Annotated in this window: 18 protein-coding genes and 1 tRNA gene; 7 read left to right on the top strand and 12 right to left on the bottom strand. The window is 60.9% G+C overall.

Features of this window, described 5'->3' with window-relative positions; all coding sequences use genetic code 11:
• Positions 1 to 47 precede the first annotated feature (47 nt).
• From KF841_10610 to KF841_10595, 4 genes are read right to left on the bottom strand one after another with little or no spacing between them, the layout of a single operon-like run.
• A complete protein-coding gene (locus KF841_10610) occupies positions 48 to 1,208 on the bottom strand; it encodes a glycosyltransferase family 4 protein (GenBank protein MBX3395807.1) in 1,161 nt (386 codons plus the stop codon).
• Positions 1,205 to 2,413: a UDP-N-acetylglucosamine 2-epimerase (non-hydrolyzing) gene (gene wecB / locus KF841_10605; GenBank protein MBX3395806.1), complete on the bottom strand. Its 1,209-nt coding sequence runs from the start codon at positions 2,411 to 2,413 to the stop codon at positions 1,205 to 1,207. The genes KF841_10610 and wecB overlap by 4 nt, the downstream gene beginning before the upstream one ends.
• Entirely contained in the window at positions 2,392 to 3,651 is a 1,260-nt protein-coding gene (locus KF841_10600) for a glycosyltransferase (GenBank protein ID MBX3395805.1), read from the bottom strand. Before KF841_10600 ends, wecB begins: the two co-directional genes overlap by 22 nt.
• A gap of 48 nt (positions 3,652 to 3,699) precedes the next feature.
• Complete coding sequence (locus tag KF841_10595; GenBank protein ID MBX3395804.1) at positions 3,700 to 5,163, bottom strand: O-antigen ligase family protein; 1,464 nt, start codon at positions 5,161 to 5,163, stop codon at positions 3,700 to 3,702.
• Positions 5,164 to 5,470: 307 nt separating this feature from the next.
• Between KF841_10595 and asnB the strand changes: the two genes are divergently transcribed.
• The gene (gene asnB / locus KF841_10590) at positions 5,471 to 7,393 is read left to right on the top strand and encodes an asparagine synthase (glutamine-hydrolyzing) (protein ID MBX3395803.1); all 1,923 of its coding nucleotides are present in this window, start codon (positions 5,471 to 5,473) and stop codon (positions 7,391 to 7,393) included.
• 288 nt (positions 7,394 to 7,681) lie between these two features.
• Here asnB and KF841_10585 read toward each other — a convergent pair.
• From KF841_10585 to xerD, 3 genes are all read right to left on the bottom strand, one after another.
• A tRNA-Ala gene (locus KF841_10585) sits at positions 7,682 to 7,754 on the bottom strand.
• Positions 7,755 to 7,995: 241 nt separating this feature from the next.
• The gene (gene thiE / locus KF841_10580; GenBank protein MBX3395802.1) at positions 7,996 to 9,084 is read right to left on the bottom strand and encodes a thiamine phosphate synthase; all 1,089 of its coding nucleotides are present in this window, start codon (positions 9,082 to 9,084) and stop codon (positions 7,996 to 7,998) included.
• Between the two features lie 51 nt (positions 9,085 to 9,135).
• Positions 9,136 to 10,116: a site-specific tyrosine recombinase XerD gene (xerD, locus tag KF841_10575; protein ID MBX3395801.1), complete on the bottom strand. Its 981-nt coding sequence runs from the start codon at positions 10,114 to 10,116 to the stop codon at positions 9,136 to 9,138.
• Here xerD and KF841_10570 point away from each other — a divergent pair.
• Complete coding sequence (locus tag KF841_10570; protein MBX3395800.1) at positions 10,115 to 10,351, top strand: hypothetical protein; 237 nt, start codon at positions 10,115 to 10,117, stop codon at positions 10,349 to 10,351. The genes xerD and KF841_10570 overlap by 2 nt on opposite strands.
• Before the next feature lie 98 nt (positions 10,352 to 10,449).
• Here the strand turns inward: KF841_10570 and KF841_10565 are convergent, their stop codons facing one another.
• Positions 10,450 to 12,444, bottom strand: a complete 1,995-nt coding sequence (locus KF841_10565) for a HAMP domain-containing histidine kinase (protein MBX3395799.1) — start codon at positions 12,442 to 12,444, stop codon at positions 10,450 to 10,452.
• 8 nt (positions 12,445 to 12,452) lie between these two features.
• Positions 12,453 to 13,187, bottom strand: coding sequence for a response regulator transcription factor (locus KF841_10560; protein MBX3395798.1), 735 nt, complete (start codon positions 13,185 to 13,187; stop codon positions 12,453 to 12,455).
• A gap of 338 nt (positions 13,188 to 13,525) precedes the next feature.
• Between KF841_10560 and KF841_10555 the strand changes: the two genes are divergently transcribed.
• The 4 genes from KF841_10555 to KF841_10540 all read left to right on the top strand — a co-directional run bounded on the left by KF841_10555 (position 13,526) and on the right by KF841_10540 (position 17,241).
• Entirely contained in the window at positions 13,526 to 13,762 is a 237-nt protein-coding gene (locus KF841_10555; protein ID MBX3395797.1) for a hypothetical protein, read from the top strand.
• A 119-nt stretch (positions 13,763 to 13,881) separates the two neighbouring features.
• Positions 13,882 to 14,934, top strand: coding sequence for a hypothetical protein (locus KF841_10550; GenBank protein ID MBX3395796.1), 1,053 nt, complete (start codon positions 13,882 to 13,884; stop codon positions 14,932 to 14,934).
• A 150-nt stretch (positions 14,935 to 15,084) separates the two neighbouring features.
• A complete protein-coding gene (locus KF841_10545) occupies positions 15,085 to 16,281 on the top strand; it encodes a thiolase family protein (GenBank protein MBX3395795.1) in 1,197 nt (398 codons plus the stop codon).
• A 24-nt stretch (positions 16,282 to 16,305) separates the two neighbouring features.
• Positions 16,306 to 17,241, top strand: a complete 936-nt coding sequence (locus KF841_10540) for a DUF547 domain-containing protein (GenBank protein MBX3395794.1) — start codon at positions 16,306 to 16,308, stop codon at positions 17,239 to 17,241.
• 41 nt (positions 17,242 to 17,282) lie between these two features.
• Here KF841_10540 and KF841_10535 read toward each other — a convergent pair whose 3' ends face one another.
• Entirely contained in the window at positions 17,283 to 17,747 is a 465-nt protein-coding gene (locus KF841_10535; protein ID MBX3395793.1) for an ACT domain-containing protein, read from the bottom strand.
• Positions 17,748 to 17,877: 130 nt separating this feature from the next.
• Positions 17,878 to 18,729: a hypothetical protein gene (locus tag KF841_10530; protein ID MBX3395792.1), complete on the bottom strand. Its 852-nt coding sequence runs from the start codon at positions 18,727 to 18,729 to the stop codon at positions 17,878 to 17,880.
• 494 nt (positions 18,730 to 19,223) lie between these two features.
• Here KF841_10530 and KF841_10525 point away from each other — a divergent pair, with 494 nt between their 5' ends.
• Positions 19,224 to 20,867, top strand: a complete 1,644-nt coding sequence (locus KF841_10525) for a SpoIIE family protein phosphatase (GenBank protein MBX3395791.1) — start codon at positions 19,224 to 19,226, stop codon at positions 20,865 to 20,867.
• Here KF841_10525 and KF841_10520 read toward each other — a convergent pair.
• Positions 20,862 to 21,668 (bottom strand): hypothetical protein, encoded by an 807-nt coding sequence (locus KF841_10520; protein MBX3395790.1) that lies wholly within the window; start codon positions 21,666 to 21,668, stop codon positions 20,862 to 20,864. The two genes, KF841_10525 and KF841_10520, sit on opposite strands and share 6 nt — an antisense overlap.
• Positions 21,669 to 21,736: the final 68 nt, after the last annotated feature.

Raw genomic sequence — 21,736 nt, 5'->3', positions numbered from 1 at the left:
GGTTGCGACGGTTCATTCGCCCGGCGCGTCTGCCTCGTTCCGCGCAGTCACATCTTGCTGAGCCGATCGTACAGCGCCAGAAGCGTTCGGCTCTCGACGTCCCAATTAAATTTCTCCTCGATGGCGCGGCGGCCGTTCGCGCCCATGGTTTCGCCGAGTTGAGGGTCACGGAGGATCTTCGTGATCGCATCCGCGATGGCCTGTTCGTCGCTCGGATTAACCTGGATGCCGCAGCCGATTCCCGTGATCAGCTCTTTCCAGTATTCAAAGTTGGACGCCACAACCGGAAGTCCCGCCGCCATGTATTCGTAGAGCTTGGCCGGCTGCGAGACCGTATAGTGGACGGCTTCAGCCATAAGGACCACGAGCCCGACACGCGACTTGCCGTAGAGGTCGATGATCTCCTGGCGCGGACGCCAACCGAGATACTCCACACGATCCCAACCGGGCAGTTTCTTCAGGTCGTCCATCAGATTGGGCGGCACGAAATTGCCCGCGATGACGAGCTTGGCGTTGAGTTCCCTGGGAATCAGAGCCATGGCCTTGACCAACTGGTGCGAACCGCGCTGCCAGCTGATCTCGCCCGCGTAGATCAGAAGATTGGGCCGATCGCGCATGGGGGTGTTGTGTTCAATGAGAATCTCTTCTTTGATTGGAAAATTCTGAACCAATGCCGCCTTCTTCGGAGGAAACCGATTGTTGATCTTCGGCGTGGCACCGATCAGGCCGTCCAGCGCGAACATCGCGACTTGCTCGATCATCTCCGTCGCCCAGGCGGCGATGAAGCGGATCGGCTTCGGTATATATGGTTTGAAATGCACATTCTGCGGCGTATTCTCGTGCGCGTCGTAAATCACTCGCTTGCCGAACAGCTTCATGATTAGCGCCGCGGGAATCAGCTCCGGATCATGAAAGTGATAGATGTGACCTTTCTCCGCCAGTGCCCGGAAGAGTACTTTCCATGACGTGATGAAGATGCGCTCAAAGCGCGTTCTGGGTTTGCGGACGGCACGAATACGTACGCCGCTGACGACTTCGTCGTGATCATGCGGCACGACGTAGGTAACATCGTAACCGGCCTTGACTAGCGTCTTGCATTCGCGATGAAAAACGCGAATATCAAAAGGCGGATGGACCGTCGCGAATTGCACGACCCGCTTGCGCCGAGCCGCTCGCGATGGCGATTCTCCCGCGATCCCGCCGTTCATCGCAGACCCTCCGTCATGCACGGACGCGGCGTGGCGGTCGCCGACTGATCGCCGCGTGATTGATGATTTTCCGATTTAGTCCCGCTCGCCCGGGCGAACGATTCGCTGGTCAGGATTTCCACGATGCGCGAAGCCGCGCTCCCGTCTCCATACACATCCGCTGCGGACGTCAACGCCGGACGCCATGACATCGCCCACTCGACCGCTTCGGCGATTCGAGCGGCATCCGAACCGGCCAGCCGATTCGCGCCGGCCGCCACCAACTCCACCCATTCAGTCTCTTCCCGTAGGGTGATACACGGCACGCGGAAGAAATATGCCTCCTTCTGCATGCCGCCGGAATCCGTCATGATCGCCCGGGCGTTCTTCTCCAGGGCGAGAATGTCGTGGTAAGGCAGGGGTTCCGTGATGCGAACAGCGCCGGATGCAGTGATTCCACGATCATTCATGATCTGCCGCGTGCGGGGATGCAGTGGAAGCACGACTGGCAGCGGCAGGGCCGAAAGCGCCGAGAGGATGGCATTCAGTTTCGCCGGGTCATCCGTGTTGCAGGCGCGGTGAACCGTCGCGAGAAAGTACTGTTTCGCAGAAAGGCCGAGCTGTTCCCGTATGCGGCTCGTACGCTCCGCATGGGCAACGTGAAAGAGGACCGAGTCGTGCATGACATCGCCGACCTGATGAACTCCGGTTGTGATGCCCTCTCGCGCGAGATTCCGGACCGATGCCTGCGTCGGACAGAACAGCAGGTCGCTCAGATGATCGGTGACGACGCGGTTGACCTCTTCCGGCATCGATTTGTCGAAGCTCCGAAGTCCCCCCTCGACATGCGCGATCGGAATCCCCAGCTTTGCGGCTGCCAGCGCGCCGGCCAGCGTGCTGTTCGTGTCGCCATAGACCAGCACCCGGTCCGGCCGTTCCGACATGAGCACCGACTCAATGCGTTCCAGCATGGCGGCGGTCTGGCGCCCGTGAGAGCCGGAGCCGACACCGAGATGGTGGCGAGGGCTGGGAATTTCCAGCTCATCAAAGAAAACCTGGGACATGTTCGAGTCGTAATGCTGGCCGGTATGAACGATCGACTCGGACAACGGGCACGGACAATCCGGCGCGGCGTTGTGACGCGCGATGGCTCGGCTGACCGCCGCCGCCTTCACGAATTGAGGTCGCGCGCCGACGATCGTCATCACACTGATTGAGCCGGCCATCCACTCCCCTCTGATTGTGCCATCCGTGTATTGCCGCGAGCGATGGCCTCTTCCGCGAATCTCAGGATTCCTGCGGCATTCTTCACAGTGTCGAAGTGGGTCCGCGCGATGGCCTGACCCACACTTCCCATTCTGGCGGCTTCGTCCGGATTTGCCAACAGACGGTCCAGCGCGCCGGCAAGCCCGTTCACGTCGCGTGGCGACACGAGGATCCCGCATTCGCCGTGCGACATCACGTCCGGTATTCCGCCGACGTTCGTCGCGACAACCGGAAGTCCGGCCGCCATGCCCTCGACCACGCTCTTGGGTAATCCTTCGGCGAAAGAGGGCAGACAGAATACGTCACAGGCCAGCAGGATGTGCGGGACTTCGCTGAACGGACGCTTTCCGAGCAGATGCACCCGATCGCTCAGACCGGCGGTTGCTGTCATCGTCCGAATATCATCGAACATCGTCCCCGAGCCGACGTAGACCAGGTCGGCGTCGGCGTGACGCGGTGCGATCTGCGCGAACGCTTCCGCCAGCACGAGAACACCCTTGCTTTCATTTAGGGTTCCGACGAACACGATGAGCCGGCGCCCACGAGGCAGGCCATGTTTTTCCCTCGCGGCATCTTTCGACAGGGCGCCCTCAAAGCGAGATAGATCAATGCCTCGACTGAAGACGTGGATGGGCGCGGTGTGAGTCGTCAGTCGTCTAATATCCTCGACCGCACCGGCCCCCTCTACAAGTATCAGATCCGCCTCACACAGCACCTTGCGCGTCACTGTCATCGCACGCTTGCTTTGATATGGGTAGGTGTGAGCATCGCTGCCGATGCTCGACAGCATCACCGGCAGTTTCATCTCGCGACCCAGTCGAACCGCAACAACGCCATCCGACACCAGTTCGCATCCGTAAATGACATCGAACGGCTTCGCGGTATGGGCGCGCCGGACCAGGCGAGCGACCGGGCCGTAGCGCCAGCTTGCCTCGTAAGGTCGCCAGTATCTGCCCGGCAGGCGCCAAAATCGCGGGCACGCCACCGGCACGCCGTCGAGTTCATATCGCAGCGGCACATGCTGGCCGCTCTTCAATCGCCAGTCGCGGGAGATCCACTGATACAGGCGCATTTGCGGGCGAATGACCTCAATGTCATGTCCTTGTGCAACCAGCGCGCGGAACGAAACGTGGCGCGCCTGACCGGCGTTGTCGGCGTGTGACAGTGGATACAGGCTGGCGATTGCAAGAATGCGCATGAAGGTCGTTGGTCGGCACACTCGGCGCGAATGGTTGGCGCCGGCTGGTCAGGCGTATGAATGGCCCCAGCGGTGCTGGCTCAGTTGCAGGTCCGGCGGCGGCATCGATGCGTACTGGTAGGCCAGATCCATCGCGGCGTTTTCTTCCGATTGGCGCGCGCGAAACGCGACGGCCGCTCCGCAAACTGAAAAGAACCAGAACGATTTCGCCGCGAAGATTGGATGTGCCAGCCCGGTCACGAAAAGAAAGATCACCAGGCTTCGGGCGAACCATTTTTCAGGCGGCGCGCGCGTGCCGAATACCGTCTTTCCGAGCTTCCAGAAAAACCAGAAGTACAGAAAACCGCCGAAGATACCCAATTCGGCGGCGATCAGCATCGGATCGTTGTGAATCGCCCATTTTTCCTGGTAGGTCAGCACGTAGTTATGGCAGCCCGTGCCAAGGAGCGGACGCGAGAAAATATGAGTCAGGCCGCGCTCCATGAGCATCAAGCGATTGTTCATGCCCTTGCCGCGCAGACGAGGATCGAGAATCCGCTGCACCGCGTCCGACCGGGACAGATCGCTGCTCAGGACGTAGAAAATGCCGCCGACCATACAGATGCCTGCGATGACGATTCCGATCAGCGCGCCGCGAGCGCGGATGAAATGGTGAAACGTCAGCGCGGTCACCAGCAGCGCGCAAAGCAATCCGGCCAGCGCGCTCCGAGCGCCGGTTAGGACGATCATGATCGGAAAAACCATCGCGCAGATGACCCAGATGATTCGGAGGAATTTCGCGGGATCGCGAAGGAAGAGATACACCGCGATGAAGAACGCCGGCACGAGAAATGCCGCGAAGTCATTGGGATTGACGTTGTCGCGGCTTGTCGATTCGAGCGTCAGTCGTGCCGCGTTGCCTTCGTCCTTGATTCGTGAGAGTCCTCCGGACAGGTAAAGGCGCATGACGACGACCAGCATGCCCGCGGCATAACATCGCAACGGCCAGATGTAGTTTCCGCGATAGGCGATTGCATTCCATAACGCCCAGACCCAGAACGACAACTGAACCAGCGACAGGGCGGAGAAGAATGCATACTGCGGATTGACGGACCAGAGTGCCGACAAGGTCGACCAGCCTGCGATGAGAAACAGCGGCAGCAGCGGTGAGCCGCTGATCCTCACGCTGCCTCGGAAAAACTTGCAATGAATGAGGATGCCCGCCGTCGCCAGCGCGCCGATCGCGCGGTCGGCCGTGAACACGCCCTCAAAATTGATCGATCCGCTCAGCGGCAATACGAGGCAGATGCAGCACAGCGAGAAAATCGGGCTGATCAATATGCCTGCCAGCGTCGGAAGGCCGGCCACAATCGCTCCGAGCACCGGTTGCTTCATCTGGAGGGTCAGCGCCGCGCCGGCCAGCAGACAGACGATCCAGATGGCGATGAACATCGCCCAGCCCGGTGAGAAGGGTTGCTTCGCCTCCTCGACGGGGTTGATGTTTAGATCCATCGGGGCGTTTATGGCGTACATGTCGGTATATAGCCTTGCTCAGTGTTCCGCCTGTCGGCGATACGATCGGGGCTTTGGTTCTGCGAGACGGCGGATCGCATTTCCACCGTCGAATCGATCACGGTAGTATACCAGCAGGAATATCGGCTGTGGCGTGCGGCAACGTTTGCGGGCGGGTCAAAACCGACCAGGACCGGCCAAAGTCGCCTGTGGCGGCTGCCGTCAACTGCCGAATTTCCATTTTTTGATCGATTCGGCCGTCGTCGGGCCGATTTTACCATTGAAGCCGCGGCCCACGCGATTTCGGCCCGGAGGACGACCGAACCCGATGTGCGGCATTTGCGGTATTTTCGACCGAGTCGGCGCCCCAATCGACGAACAAGCCCTCGTGGCGATGCGGGATATCATGCTCACCCGCGGCCCGGATGATGCCGGGCTTCACCTCGGCCCCCATATCGGACTGGGGCATCGGCGACTCAGCATTATTGACCTTTCTCCCGCCGGCAAGAATCCCATGCCGAATGAGGATGGCAGCGTTCAACTCGTTCTCAACGGCGAAATCTACAATTTTGCGGAGCTTCGACCAGAACTCGAGGCCGCGGGGCACCGCTTTCGGTCGCGATCCGATACCGAAGTGCTAGTCCACGGATACGAGCAGTGGGGGCTCGAATCCCTGGTTGACCGCATCCGGGGCATGTTCGCCTTTGCATTGTGGGACGCCAACCGTCGTGAACTGTCCCTCGTCCGCGACCGGGTCGGGAAGAAGCCTCTGTTCTACTACGACGACGGCCGGTTTGTTCTGTTCTCAAGCGACATCAAGAGCATCTGGCTTGCGCGGAACGGCGCGTTGTCGATTGATCCGAAAGCGATCGACGAATTTCTCTTCTACTACTTCATTCAGCAGGACCGATCGATCTTCCGCGAAGTGAAGAAGGTTCAGCCGGCCGGCATGATGACCTTTCGCACAGATGCCGCTCGGACATCGACCGCGCGATACTGGAACATCTCCTTCGCGAATAAGTCGAATCGCACCGAGTCTGAATGGCTTGACGGTCTTGACGAGCACCTGCACCGGGCGGTGCGCCGTCGCCTCGTTTCGGATGTTCCGCTCGGCGCGTTTCTCAGCGGAGGCGTCGACTCCAGTCTTGTCGCTGCGATCATGGCGAAGGAAAGCAGCCGTCCGATTTCCACGTACACCGTCGGCTTTGAAAAGATACAACAGTATGATGAGCGTGTTCACGCCCGGCGCGTGGCGGATCACATCGGCTCGCGGCACACCGAACTGGTGCTTGATCCCGATGTGTGGGCGGTCCTTCCGATGATCGTCTGGCATTATGGCGAACCCTTCGGCGATGCATCGGCCGTTCCGACCTATTTCGTGTCGAAGGCCGCGCGAGAGCATGTAACCGTCGTGCTCACGGGAGACGGCGGCGACGAAGCCCTCGCGGGCTACGATCCACACCTGTCCGCGCATCGCGCGCGACGATTCCGGTGGATTCCGCGCATCCTGCTCAACGCGTTGCTCATCTCCACGAGACAGGCCGCTCGCATGCTGCCGGACAACGTCACGCTCGATCGCGGGGCGCTTTTCGCGGAACACCTCGCGGGGCGGCTCGATCTGGCCGTCCGTCGGACGAGCGTCTGGCGGGATCGACGCCGGGAACGACTCTGGCGTCCTGACCGATTTGGGCAAATCGCCGATTGGCATCCGATTGATCCTGTCGTGGAGCGCATTTTGGCCAGCGACGGCCCCACGCCGCTGGACGTTCGAATGCAGGCGATGCTTTGGACGACGCTGCCGAGCGACTATCTGGCGAAAGTGGATGTCGCCTCGATGGCTGTTTCGCTTGAGGCGCGGTGCCCGTTTCTTGACAGTGATTTTCTCGAGTATGCGGCAACGATTCCGGCGGATCTGCTTCTGGCCAACGCGGAGCTTAAGCACCTGGGCAAATTGCTGGCGTCGCGGTATGTGCCACGCGAGTCGATCTACCGACCGAAGTGGGGCTTCGGCCTGCCGTTCAATTACTGGCTGCGCGACGAGTGGTACAGCCGGGTCAGGCGGCTGCTGACCGAGGGCCCGGCCGCCCGGCGCGACCTGTTTGACCTGGACTACATTCGTTTGGTCATGGATGAACACCGCGCGGGACGGCACGACCACAGTTACCGCATCTGGACGCTGATGGTGCTGGAGATCTGGCACCGGCTCTTCGTGGACCGCACACTGAAACCGACAGACACGCTGGACATCTGATCGCGGGGGACCGGGGGGCGAGAGGGGCGGATTGATTCGTGGTGCGCGGGTTTGGTAATTCAGGTGGGCGAGCAATCAGGGGTTTGCTGATCGGCACGAAAGGCAGCGATGGGTTGCCGGGTCGTCTATGCCGCCTGTGGCATGGAATGGACTTCGCCGGTCGTGATATGAGAAACGCTCCCTTTAGCAACGCTTTCCGGTTAATTCCGGATAATCCGGTGTTTTCGGGCCGCGCTGTCTTTCATTTGATTTTGCGTTAAGTCTAGCTTTCGGCGTGGTTTACGAGAATGGAGCCGAAGGGAGTCGAACCCTCGACCTCTTGCATGCCATGCAAGCGCTCTCCCAACTGAGCTACGGCCCCGGGGATATCAATTTTCGCTCGGCCGGGTCGGCCGGGCGCAAGCCGGTCGCATCAGATGACGCAACCAAGCTGGTATTAGAGAACACGATCCGCGGCATGTCAACGGGTCGGGGCGGTTCGGTTTGTAAGCGCTTGCGACCCAATGATTCCCATCGTTGGGGGAAGAATCCTACTTCTCGCGTTCAGTCCACTCTCGGCGGCGGCGATGTGGTGGCCACGAGCAGGCGTCAAGACAACGTAGCTACTTCAGCGCCGCTCGGATTTTCCGGGCAGCCTCTTCGGGCTGGTCCGCGGCGATGACCGCATTGCAAACGGCAACGGCGATGCTGATTTGCGAGCCCGTCCCATCAGAAGGCTGTTTGCGCGAGGAGGCGATGGACGCTATTCGCGCGACGTTGTCGGCTGTGATTCCGCCGATGGCGACGAGCGGCGTTATTGCGTCGTCGGCGGCCAAGGCGTCGTGAACGGTGCGCAGGAGTTCCGGGCTGTTTACCGTGACATCCGGCTTTGTTGACGAGGCGAACATAGGGCCGACCCCGAGATAGTCGGGGCCGTCCTTCATCGCCTCGCGCACTTCAGCAAGGTTGTGGGTGCTGGCTCCGACCAATCGCATGGGGCCGACAATCCGCCGTGCGTCGGCCACGGTGAGATCCTCTTCACCGACGTGGACGCCATCCGCATCTGCGAGCACGGCGATGTCCGGCCGATCGTTGATGATGAGCAGGGCGTCATGATCTCGCGTGAGCTGACGAAGCCGGCTCGCGCGATCGAGCAGGGCGCGATCGGTCAGATTCTTCTCCCGAAGCTGAATCACATCCGCGCCGCCGCGAAGGACGGCTTCAGCGACGCCGAGCCAGTCGCCTCGACAGAGCGAGGCAGTCAAGAGCACGTGCAGCCTGGCGTTTCTGGCCGCTGCGGATCGAGGCGCTGCGATGAAGAGGGCCTGTTCGACGGCGTAGAGTTCGTAACGAAGCTGCCGGATGCGTGCCGCGACGTCGGCATCGAGCAACTTGCCGTATTCCTCGATGGCTCGCATGGCTTCGGCCGCGCGTTTGGCTGCCGCACGAGCGACGCTTTCGGCATCGGGTCGAAGTTGCTCGCCGCCGGTGGTGATCCGCGTGCCGACATCTCCAGGCGTGTCCCGGGCGGCCAGAAGGGCATCCGCGTCGAAGGAGCGGGCGACGTCTGCAAGCTGGTGGCGGAGTTGCTTGGCGCGGAGTGCCAATGATGCATCATCAAACAGCATTCGCGCATGATCTTCAATCACGCGAAGGCCTTCGCGCGCTCGATTGAAGCTGGCGTCGAGAATTCTCAGGACACTGCGATCCATCGAGGAAATTGTAGCGTAGGATGAAATTTAGTGCGTCGGGGAGTCGACGGTTTACTGCCTGGGGTGGCAGCGGGCGTGCAGGCCCTTGAGCCGGGACATGTCCACGTGCGTGTAAATCTGGGTCGTTGCGACGGTGGCGTGCCCAAGCAGTTCCTGCACGATGCGCAGGTCCGCGCCGCCTTCCAGCATGTGAGTGGCGAAGCAGTGCCGGAGCGTGTGCGGACCGACGGGGCCTTTGATGCCGGCCAGTGCCGCGTATCGGCTGACGAGCCGCCAGATGTTGGTGCGGTCCATCGGCCTGCCCGTGCGCGATACGAATACGTGCTCCACATCCTGGTGTGATTCGGTCAGCACATGGCGAAGACCGGTGAGATAAGCCTGCATCGCTTCGATGGCATGTGACCCGATCGGGATGATCCGCTCTTTACGGCCTTTGCCGAAGCATCGGAGGAAGCCGACATCGAGATTCAGATCTCGAAGGCGCAGGCCTGCGAGTTCGGACACGCGCATGCCCGTGGCATAGAGCAACTCCAGAATCGCGCGATCGCGGGTGTAGAACGGCTCGCCGGGTTGTGGGGTTGAGAGAATGGACGCGGTCTGGTTCTGATTAAGCGTGTTTGGCAGGCGCTGCCATCGGCGGGGCGTTTCGAGCTGGGTGTACAGATCGCTCGTCATCGTGCCGGTGATGTAGAGGTACCGCATGAACATACGGACCGACACGAGGTGCCGTCCGATGGAACTGAGCGAGAGCTTCCGATCATTCAGCCGTACAAGATAGGACTGCACGATCTGAATCGACAACGCCGAGGTCGAGCCGATGTCGCGATCGTCGAGCAGATCAATAAATTCGATCAGGTCGCGCCGATAGGCGTCGATCGTATTCCGCGCAAGTCCGCATTCGCTGGTGAGGTAGTCGATGAAATGCTGAAGCAGCCGCCGCCAATCCGCCTGCGCGCCGGACTGAGTCGCTGATGCGCCCGGGGGTCTGCCCACGATGGCGGGCGCGGCCGGCACGAGAGGCGGGGTTCTCATGGCGGGGGACATATCAGGCGGCATCCGGAATGTCGCGATTCCCGACGAGGAGTGGGGGATCGATGCGGAGTTGGTGGTATGTTGGACATCCGCCGAAGTCGCCGAGGCACTGTTCAAATACCTCGGATATTCGCTGGAGATTGAATCGTTCCGCACAGCGTTGATCGCTCCCTTGAAGAAACGGGCAGACCGGATTGTTATTGACGGCATCCATATTCGATACGATCGCAGGTGACGGAGTCACCGCCTCGCGCCGCATGGAAGATATCGGCGGGAAAGTCGATCGGGGATGACCGGCAAAAGCTGCCGATCTGGATGACGGACAATGCGCGATCAGGCGCTGTGGGGATCGGCATCGACACGGGCGGACGATTTGCCATGCCCGTTACCGGTGGACGATTGGATGGGGACGCGGAGCGAGAAACAGTTGAATCGAGCCGCACCGTATTCGCCGCGTGTGACTTCGAGCTGTCCTTCGAGGCAGTTCGCCCAATAGCGGGCCAAGGCCAGACCGAGGCCCATGCCTGAAATGCTGCTGTTGTGGGCGCCCCGGCTTCGATGAAACGGCATGAACACCGATTTCCGATCGGCTGCCGCGACGCCGGCACCCGCGTCCTCGACGGCGAATTCAATCCGGGTGTCTTCGATTGTTCGAGCTGAGAGCCAGATGGTTGGATCTACGGCGGTCTGGCTGTACTTGCAGGCGTTTTCGATCAGGCTGACGAGGATCTGCACGACGAACTCGGCGTCGGTTTCGAGTAGCTGATCGTCGGGACATTTGTTGACAATCTGGAGCGTTTTGCCGAAATCGCGGCACTGATCGCGCACATGAAGCGCGACCGAGTCGAGAATTTGCCGCGGGGCGATCTGCCTTCGATTGACGCGCGGCGCATCGCCGGTGATCTGTGAGTAAACGAGCACATTCTCGACAAGGCGTCCGAGGCGTTTTGATTCTTTCTGCAAAGTCTGGACGCATTGAGCCCTTCTTTCGGGGTCGTCGGAGTATTCGGCGAGCAGGTCGGTGTAGATTTGAAAGGCGGTCAGCGGCGTCCGCAGTTCGTGGGTGACGGCCGCGGCGAACTGCATTCGGCGTTCGACCATGCCGACGTACTTCATCGCGCCCCAGCACATACCGATGAGTGTCAATATCGTGGCAGTCCAAGTGAGTCCGATGCCCCATGCAAGTCCGTGTGTTTCCGGCGCAAGATCGACGGTGCCGGGCAGTCGCGCGACGAGTCGCGCGGGAATGACGCGCAGGGCCGACAGATCGAGCGGATCGATCTTGTCGATCGGCTCGATGCTCGCACCGGGGAGCATGTCCTGAATTTCGGATTCGAGCGTTTTCTTGAGGAGGTCCCAGTCGATGAGCACGCCTTGAAGCGTGCAGAATTCTGACTGTTCGACGCTGACGGATCGGACGAGCGCGAGTTGGCGGCGGTCGTCCATCGTCAGATCAAGCCAGATCGGGAACATCGGCGTACCCGAAACGACCACGCACTCCGAAGGGGCAAACCGCGGAGAGTCCATGTCGTCGGACGTCTGCAGATTCTCAATTGCGACGGTCCATGGTTCGCATTGCTCAGCGGGCAGGCGCTGTCTTTGGAGTTGAACCAACCGCTGCCCGCGGCGCGCGAACTCCGCCGCGGTGCGGTCCCTTGCGGGTATCGGAAGGGCCGCATTTCGAGGGATTTCGGTGGTCGATTCGCGCGGTGTTCCGGTAGCGTCGACGCGGGCGATGGCGGCCGAACGCTCGATGTCCGCTTCCTGTGCGGTTTCGAGCATATGTTGGAGTGAGAAGGGATCGTAGCGTTTCAAAGCCGCGAGCCAGTTTGCCGCCGAGGCATGTTTGGCGCGCTCGGCGGGCGGCATGGCGCTGGCGGGAATGGTGGATTCATCGAAGGATTCCAACTGGGGCGAGCTCCAGCCGTGAATGACGGAGACCTGGAAGTGGAGCAGCTGCCAATCCGGGCCGGTGAACTCCTGCAATGGCGACGGGACGACGATGTTGTCGGCCGGTGGCAGCCCGGGCTGAAGGCTGATGGCCCGGGCGGGTTTATAGTAGGCGCGGTAGTGTTCGAAGGGGCGCGTGCGTTCCACGGCCAGCGCGGAATCCAGAATACTCTCGATATGCGCCAGAGCGAGCGCGATGGTCTTGTTGTTGGACCGGTCGAGCGCTTCTTTCGCGCGGTCGCGATTTTGCTGGGCTTCAAAGTCTTCCAGCCGGATCGCCGTGAACGTGGCCCAGCCCAGGCCGCCGCAGACGAGCGCGCAGATCAGCGTGAGCGCGATCCTGGCATTTCTGCGAGTCTTGATCGGGGAGAACTGCATGGCTTATTTTAGCTCGATCCTGCGGCATCATCCGGGAGCTTGACCGAAGCGCCGAGCATATATCCCTTGCCGCGCACGGTTGCGATGAACTCCTCCTGCGAGCCTCCGTTTGCCGTGGCGAGCTTGGCGCGGAGCCGGGCAACGTGCATGTCGACTGTGCGGGTTTCGATGCCGGTGCCGCTCAAGCCCCAGAGCCGCGTCAGCAGCTCGTCGCGGGAGATGACTCGGCCGTGATTTGCGGCGAGGTGCGAAAGGATCGAGCACTCGGTTTCGGACAGCACGAGCGGCAAGCCATTTGGCGAGGAAATCTCGCGCCGCTCGAGATCGACTCGGGCATGCCCGATCGTGATTTTCATGACGGGTTCCGGTCTCTCGGGGCTTCGGCGGAGCACGGCTTCGACCCGGGCCATCAACTCGCGCGTTCCGAATGGCTTGACGACATAGTCGTCCGCGCCGGCTCGCAACCCATTGACGCGTTCGTCCTCCTCGCCGCGTGCCGTCAGGATGATCACGGGCAGCGTGGGATGGGTGCGTCGTAGATCGGTCAGCACCTTGATACCGTCCAACTTCGGCAGCATGAGATCGAGCAAGACGAGTGAAACGCCGGGACGCCTCGCGGCTTCCAGGCCCATCTGCCCGTCAGACGCCAAAATGGTCTCGTAGCCTGCCAGCTTGAGGGCCGTACCGACGCCCTCGCGAATGGCGGACTCGTCCTCGACGACGACAATGATGGTGGCGCTCATGCCGGTATTATCGCACGATGCCCCGCCGATGGAAACGGCGTTGTTTTCGGGTGTTCGACCGCGTGATTTGCCCCATCTGCCGACAGCGGCCGGCCGGCGATCACGATCTGCTCGCAGGCATGGCCGGGGCAGACATGCCGACTGGTTGGCACCTCGCACGCGAGGTAGGGGAAACTGAGCGCCTTTTATCTGAACCGCCGATTCCAAGGTGCTCAAATCGCGACTTTTCCTTAGAGATTCTCGACGCCTTAAATCAGATATTAGCGGTGAGGGCCTGTGGCGGTGACGATCTGTTTGGAGGAATCACTCAGTTCACGCAGGCCGGAGGAGGGATTGCGATGGGGCCGGTGGCAGGTATGGAAATCGAGAAAACAATCAGGCGCTTTTCGAAGGTCATGACCCGCAAGATTCTCAGCGATGCCGCGATTCGGGCGGATCATCTCTACGATAATCGGGCGGTGACGCTCTGCGAGATTCTGACGCTGGCGACATCGTTATCAGACCGCAGCCTTGAGCGACTCGCGGACATTGCCTCACGCCTGGCGGCAGACGGCGCGACGGATCGATACCGGTAGCGCGCAGTGACTCGCGCTGGTTCCGGCTCCTGGTTCGAGGCGACCTGGTGGAAGTTCCTGTTATAGTGGCGTAGACTTTCCGCTGGCAGCGGTTTTCCGCTCGTGCCGGAGTGTGCGCCATGGCCAGGCCCGAACACGAACCAACTCACGATGTCAGACGGCGTGAGATGGCCTACGCGCACTGGCATGCCCAGATCACGCGAGGCGGAATCGATGCCAGGACGCTACAGAATGAACTTCGCCGTGCGCTGGCGGATTCCGAGGTTCAAAGCGATCCGATTCTGGCAGGCATGATTCGAGCCTTCGGCGTTCAGCGTGCAAATGAACTCGCACAGAACAAGCCAAAGAAGGGCGCCGCGAGCGTCGCGCATGTGCCGGCCAGCGCGATTCAAACCGAACACATCGAGGCGTCCCACGCTGACCGTTCCGAAGACGTTCGCAACGCCGTGACGCGGTTGGTTCGGCAATTTGATGAATACGCCGCCCGCCTTTACGAAGCGGAATCTCGGGCCATCTTCGACCGATTACGAGAGCTTCGCGAACAGTATCCTCAGTCGGTTTCGAACGACTCGTTGGAACACTGCCAGGCGATATTGAACGGAATTGCCGATCGTCGGGCGCGCTACCAATCACAGCTGGACGAACTGGCCGAACAAGCCATCGCATCGGCCCGGGCGGGCGATCATGACAGATCGAGCAGTTGCCTTCGGCGTCTATCGAGCATACATACCGCTCAACCCCAGTTGTTGCCTGAAGATCGACTCAACGACATCCGCGAGGCCATGTCGAAAGCAGGCTCCGCACACGACCATCATGTCGTGATCGAGACGCTCATCGCCCGTGAAAAGTCGCTCGCGACGGAAATCAAGGAACTGGCCGCTTCGGTCCACCGGTTTCACCATATCGCGCGCACAACTGATCATGGCAGTCCGGAGTATCGGGAAGCGGAGCAGGCGTACCGGGAGACCTTGCGGGCGTACCGCACGCACGATCGAGATTGGCTGGCCGGCGTCATTCTGGAATTGGTTGACATCCTCGGTGAATGGACTCATCCTCCGCCGCGCGTCGAGGCCCAACTCGATCGCTTCGTCGCCGATATTCGAAGCGCGCTGGCTCACATTCGTCAGGAAATCGGAGAAATAGAGTCTGATCGCGACGGTGCGCCGGATTGATGCTCATGCCGCGGCGATCCTTCGTCGAAACGCGTTGCGAGTTCGGTCTCGTCGCGTAGAATCGTGGATGCGAGGGTTGGGCAGTCTCTCTGCATCGTCCGAAGCGGTGCGAAACTGATCAGCATCCGAACTGGAAGGAGCAATGCGCCCATGCGTGAAGCAGTCGTGGTGGAGTGTCTGCGAACGCCGATCGGCCGGTATCGCGGCGGGCTCGTGCCGGTTCGACCGGACGATCTGGGCGCGCACATCATACGAACGGTCGTGTCACGGTCGGGCATCGATCCAGCGTCGATCGATGACGTCTATTGGGGGGCGGCCAATCAGGCCGGCGAGGACAACCGGAATGCCGCACGCATGGCATTGCTACTTGCCGGGCTGCCGGACTCCGTTCCGGGCACGACGGTCAATCGGCTCTGTGCCAGCGGGCTGGAGGCGGTCGCGCTGGCAGCCAGACTGATCGAGGCCGGTCACGGCGATGTGTTCATCGCCGGCGGATGCGAGTCGATGAGCCGGGCGCCGCTCGTGTTGCCCAAGCCGGACGAGCCGTGGGTGCGCGGCAATCAAACCATGTACGACTCCACGCTTGGATGGCGAATGACCAACCCGAAGCTGGCGCGGCTTCACCCACCCTACAGCATGGGGGAAACGGCGGAAAATGTCGCGGAGAAGTACAAGCTCTCGCGTGAATCGCAGGATCAGTTCGCATTCGAAAGCCAGATGCGCTGCAAGGCCGCGGTCGAGGCGGGGCGGCTGGCCGAAGAGATCGTGCCGGTCGAGATCGTGAACGGAAAACATACGACCGTCATCGCCGCCGACGAACATCCACGATTCGATACGACCTTGGAGGCGCTCGCCCGGCTCAAGCCGGCATTCAGGGAAGGCGGCACGGTCACCGCAGGAAACAGCTCCGGTCTGAATGACGGAGCGGCTGCGCTTCTGCTGATGGAGGCGAAGACCGCCGAGCGTTTCGGCCTTCGTCCGATGGCATTCGTTCGGCCGAGCGCCTCGGCCGGGGTTGATCCATCGTTCATGGGGCTTGGGCCGGTTCCGGCAACGAACAAAGCATTGAATCGAGCCGGCTGGAAGCTCCGCGATCTGGACCTGATCGAAATCAACGAAGCGTTCTCGGCCCAGGTGCTCGCTTGCGTCCGCGAGCTGGACATCGATCCGGCAAAATTAAACGTCAATGGCGGTGCCATCGCGCTGGGGCATCCTCTCGGATGCAGCGGCGCGAGACTCGCGACAACGCTAATTCGGGAGATGAACCGCCGCGGGGCGAAGCGCGGTCTGGCCGCCCTCTGCGTTGGTGTCGGTCAGGGGCTCGCCGTGCTGTTTGAACGGGCTTAACGGCCTCTTGGATTGATTGACCCGATGCTGCCGATCCGAATCAGCTTGGTGCCGGCTTGCCGCCCAACGGCGCGCGACTGTCGAGGGTTCGGCCTGCTGTTCGTCATCAGCCTCTCGGCGGCGTGCAGGTCGCCGGTGCCGTCCGGTGAATCGAGCGCGGGAGTGGTCCGCGAAGATCGTCCATCAGCCACAGCAACCACCCACGACGCTGACGATCCACAGATCTCGCGCTTCAGTCCGATTGACTGGAGCCACTACGGCCTGTTGCTCTTTCGAACCGTACAAGGCGACAAACTCGACGCCGCGGCGCTGTGGACCTCCGGCGACCTGATCGAACGCATGTTGAATCAACTTGCCGAACACGGACCGACGCGCGATGCCGCGGCATTTCAGGACGCGCCAAGCCGCCTTGCCTATCTGATTAATGCGCACAATCTGCTTGTACTGGCTGAATTCAGATCACAACTCGCGGCTTCCAGCACGACTGCAATGCGTGTCGGCCGCGGCCGGTATGCGATCGACGGGCGAAGCGAAACCGTACTGACGCTCCGAGATAAAGCCATCCGTCTGGCCGGCGCGGATTGGCGCGTAGGCTTGGCACTATTCAGCGGGCGATCGGACGGTCCTCGGCTGAATCGGCGACCGTTCACGGCAGACATGCTGGACATTCAGCTTGACGATGTTGTTCGACGTGCCGTGTCTTCTCCTTCGGTGGTTCTGATTGATCATGGTGAAGTGAAGCGCCTGTTGCTCTGCCGAGAACTTTACGTCATCCGCGGGACCTTGCTCAGGGATTATGAGCGCAGATACCAGACAACCGGCGCATCGGTTCTCAATGCACTTCTTGAATGGGCGTCGCCGTTCGACCGGGCAACCCTTAACTCGGCGGTTGGCTATGTGGTCAGTCAGATGCCCGAGAACGACGCCGCCCCGTTTCTTGATTCTCTGCCGACAAAGTGAGCGCGCTCCGCGAAGTCCGCTCGCTTCCAGGGTACGATGCGCTATCGTGCCGTGATCGCACGGTTTGACCGAACCTGGCCGAACGTGTCTTTTCGCTTCCCTTTCTTGTCGTCACCCAGCTTCAATCCAAGCGCCTTCTTGGAGTTGTCCACCTTGAAGATGGCTGTCGTGCGTCCCCCGGCCGCGCCGGCAGTCACGTAGGCGTACTTGATCGAAATGTGCTCCGAATTGAGTTTGCCGCAGATGTCCGCGAGCGCTCCGGGGCGATTGGAAAGCTGAGCAAGCAGCACGTCAGTTTCGGTCAGTGGAACATTCAGTGCCTTGAGGACATCCCGGGTGCGTTGGGCCTGGCCCGTCACAATTCGGAATACCCCGTGCTCGACGGAGTCCATCAAGGTGACGGCGATCAGGTTTATCTTCGCAGTGGCAAGGGCGTCGCAGACCTTGGAGAGAATGCCGGGCTTGTTGGTCAGAAATACGGAAAACTGCGTAACCGGAACAAACATGTGAATCGCATCCCCACGGAATGAGTCCCCACGATGTCGGCGGGGGCGAAACCGAGCCGGCGCCGGCATGCAGCATTATAAAGTCGATACAACAGAAGTGACCGCGGATTCAGCGCAAATTTCAGTTGGCTCAGCGAACAGACGTGCGTCGCGGCCGCTGGATGAGCAGGAAGCCCACGGCCAGCAACGCCAGGCTCGACGGTTCAGGCACGAATGTCAGGCCCGAGAGTCCGTCCGCAAGGCCGGTATTGCGGGACCCGGGGCGGAGGAAGCCGTTTTCGAGTGTGAGCGCATAGAGCGGATTCAACGGATTGTTCGGATCCCCGCCGGGATAGCTCGACGATCGGCCGACAACCCACGCATTGAGGTCGTTCGCGGCGTCTGGATCAAATGCCATGCCCGCCGTGGCGCCGAGCGTGTTTCCCTGAATGACCTGCGGCTGCCCGATGATCTGTGCGGTCAAAGGGTCGATTTTCAGAATTCGGTGGTTTGAAGTGTCGATGCCGAACAATTCGCCGTTGCGATTGAACGCCATGGCGGAGAGATCGCCCCCGGATAGAACGGATCCGATGACGGTCGCCTGCCCCGATTGAATGTCGATCGTGTACAGTCGATCCGAACCCGCGGTCTGCGAACCATAGAGCACGCCCGTCAGTGGATGAAAGGCCAGATCGCCCTCGGTGGCGTCGAGTCCGAGCGAGCCGATTCGCGTCGCCTCCCCCGTCAGGCGATTGAGGCGAAAGAGCGAGTTGGTCGCGGCGTCGTGTGCATACAGTCCGGCCGTCGGCGACCAGGCCAGTCCTGACAGGGTGGGCACCCCCGTCGGGCGAGGATTCGTCGCAGCACCCGTCGTCAGGTTGATGTCATAAAGCACACCGTCGAAATCGATCCCGAGAAGCTCGGCCGCTCTCACGTTGGATCCGACGGTCGCGAGAGCAACCAGCAAGGGCAAAATAGTTTTGAAGAGGTGACGTCGCTTCATTTCAATATACAGCGGACTGAATCTTTGCCTGAGGTCGGGTATCCCTTCGAACCGGAGAATCGACGATTGATCATGCGGTGGTTCAGTGATTCGACCGTCCGTGCGCCAATTGGAACATGGTTTGGCACCAGCCATGACCGTGCTGCACTTCGGCCGGGACGGGACAAATCGCGTCTGTCGGTTCCCCCGCGAGCTGCATCCAGTATACGGCCGGACACGACCTGCATCAAGAAATGAGCGAGACTTCCAAGCGTGAATTATCATTGCGGACAGCCCTGGGCTTGAGTCCCCGATCAGATCCTGGAATGGCAAAAAAACGAGGTGAGCCATTTCTCGCATTGTCTGATAACGTATGGTGTAGTCTGAAAACCCGGACCGCGGCTACCGGCCGCGCATGATGCGGCTTGAGCGTTTTTCCATGATCAAAGAGTGCGGGGCCGAGTCAGTCATGACATGATGGGGGCCGCCCCGGGCCGCTGAATCAAGAGATGCAAATGCCGACAGACTCAGGGAAATCCGATTTCAATCTGATGATCCGTCGCGAGTTGCGGCAGATCGGGAAAGTTCGGTTGGCCGGCGAGCGACTTTCGATCGGCCGGTCGGTCGATTGTGATATACGCCTTGAGGACGATGAGGTCGCCCAACTGCACGCGTGGATCGAGCGCACGCCGCAAGGTTGGCGGATTGTCGATCATGACACGGCGCGCGGCATCCGAGTGAACGGCCGCAAGGTGTCGAGTTCGATCCTGGCGGCCGGCGACGTGATCGACGTCCGCCCCTTCTCGATCAATGTACTCGATGATCAGACGGGCGACACCAACGAGGCATCCGACCGCTCGATTCATCTGAGTTACAGCGGCGTGGTTCCGACGTATGTGCGAACATCGCAGGACTCGGGCTCCGTGATTCAGCAGCGGCTTGAAGACCTCTACGCGATGTCCCGATTGATTCTGGCCCGTCGGGACAACGGCTCGTTCTGGCAGATCATTCATGCGGCGCTCCAGCGGTGTTTGTCGGCCGATCGCTGTGTGCTCGTGGGAGTCGATGAGGCCGGCGCGATCTATCGCCTTGCACCACGAACGCGCAGTGCCGAAATCGATAAGCCACTGGGCGTCAGCCATTCGGTGTTGCATGACACCATCGCGGCCGGGCAGGGCATGTTGATTCAACAGGTGCTTCAGGATCAGCGATATGCCGACGCCCGAAGCCTCGTTGATAACCGTTCGGGTTCCGTGATTTGTGTCCCCGTGATGGTTGATGGTCGGGTCCGAGCCGTCATGTACGCGGACCGCGACCTCTCGAGATTCCCATTTCAAACGACCGATCTTGACTTCGCGATGGCAGCGGTCGATCTGGCCGCGGGAGCGGTCAGCGTGGACGAGCTTCAGGCCAAAGCGCGCGACTATGCTCGACTGAAAGGCCGCATCGATGTCGGTCGGGAGATGCAGAAGATGCTGATGCCGTCGCCGATTCCGCAGCCGGCGTGGGGTGAGGTTGCGGCGCTGAATCAGCCGGCCGATCAAATGAGCGGCGATATTTACGATGTCCGAATGGACTCAAAGGGACGTTTGCTTGTCAGTATTGCGGATGTTTCCGGCAAGGGCGTTCCCGCCGCGTTCGTAACGGCCATACTTCAAAGCTCGTTTCGATTGGCGGTTCGCCACCATGAAGATCTCGTTGAGATCATCGGCAGCGTCAATTCGGCACTGATCGACAGCATCCCGCCGGACTGCTTCGCGACCATGATCATCGTGCGATGGTCTGCGGACGGTCGTGAAGTCGAGATCGTCAACGCCGGCCATCATGCGCCGCTCTGGTTGATGAGCGACGGACGGGTTGAAGCATTTCCATCGCGAGTGGGCATTCCCCTCGGCATTATGCCAACATGGGATGAGGACGTGGTGTTGCGGAATTTGCCGGGTGTCCGGGCGCTTTTGCTCTGCAGCGACGGCGTGACCGAAGCGGTCGATGCGAACGGAGTGGAGTTCGGATTGGATCGGGTCGGCGCGGAACTCGCGCGCCTCGCCGACGGCACGGCGTCGGAAATCGCCGGTGATCTCGCGCGGACCGTCCGGCAGCATTGCAGCCCGCGCGAGCCGGCGGATGACGTCACGCTTGTGATCGTCAAACCATCATGAAGGCGTCTTGGCCGGGCCGATCGGTGTTTGCACCCCGGGGTTCGGCTTCGGAGCGACCGCTGCGGGGCTACCGGCAGCTCCGTGAATCGCGGCGTTCGCCGGCTGTTTGCGAGCGGCGGCGACGGTGATCGGAATGTTCAGCGAGGGGGCCTCGGGATCGTCGGTTTCGATCGTCACCAGGTCACCCGCATCATCCGAGGGGGCGTACTGCGCCGGTATCGTGAGCGTGATCTGGTAGCTCTTGCCCTCCGCTTGTTCAGTCGATTGCACGGCGATTTGCGGGTTGGAACTCGATAAACGCGTGATCTTGAATGATCGATTCACGTTGGTTCGAACGTAGAACTGCCGCGAGAGATCGACCACCCGCGACGGCGGCAAAACGAGTGACGGAGGCATGACATCGATGGCCGCCGTAACGAAGGCATTGATGGGGATGCGTACCGTCGGCGGATCAGCGATACCGGTCTGCATTTCGATCCAGCCCGAGTTGTTTCCCGGTTTCAGCGGCGGAACGACCGTGACGGTCAGTTCATAGTTGTCGGTACCTTCGATCGGCGCGATGGCTGCGGAAAACCCAGTTACACTGACTTTCGGCTCGGAAAACTGGATCGGGCCGCCTGTACGATTCGTCAGCGTGATGGCCTGCTTGCCCGGATTGGCCAAATCGGCGGGCGTGATGCGACCGAAGGCGACAGCCGGGGCGCTCGGTTGGATCGGCTGCCAGATCTCGCCCTTGAATGTGAGGATGACTTGTGCGTCCGGACCCGGCACGTTGGTGTGCACGGTGATCGATTTTGACATCGGACCGTTTCCATGTCCGGACTTGATCTGAATCGGAATCTTGCCGCTGTCGCCTGGTTCAACAATCC

The sequence above is a fragment of the Phycisphaerae bacterium genome, assembly GCA_019636475.1.
In the GTDB taxonomy this organism is placed as follows: Bacteria; Planctomycetota; Phycisphaerae; order UBA1845; family UTPLA1; genus JADJRI01.
This window is presented reverse-complemented; position numbering and strand designations above follow the sequence as displayed.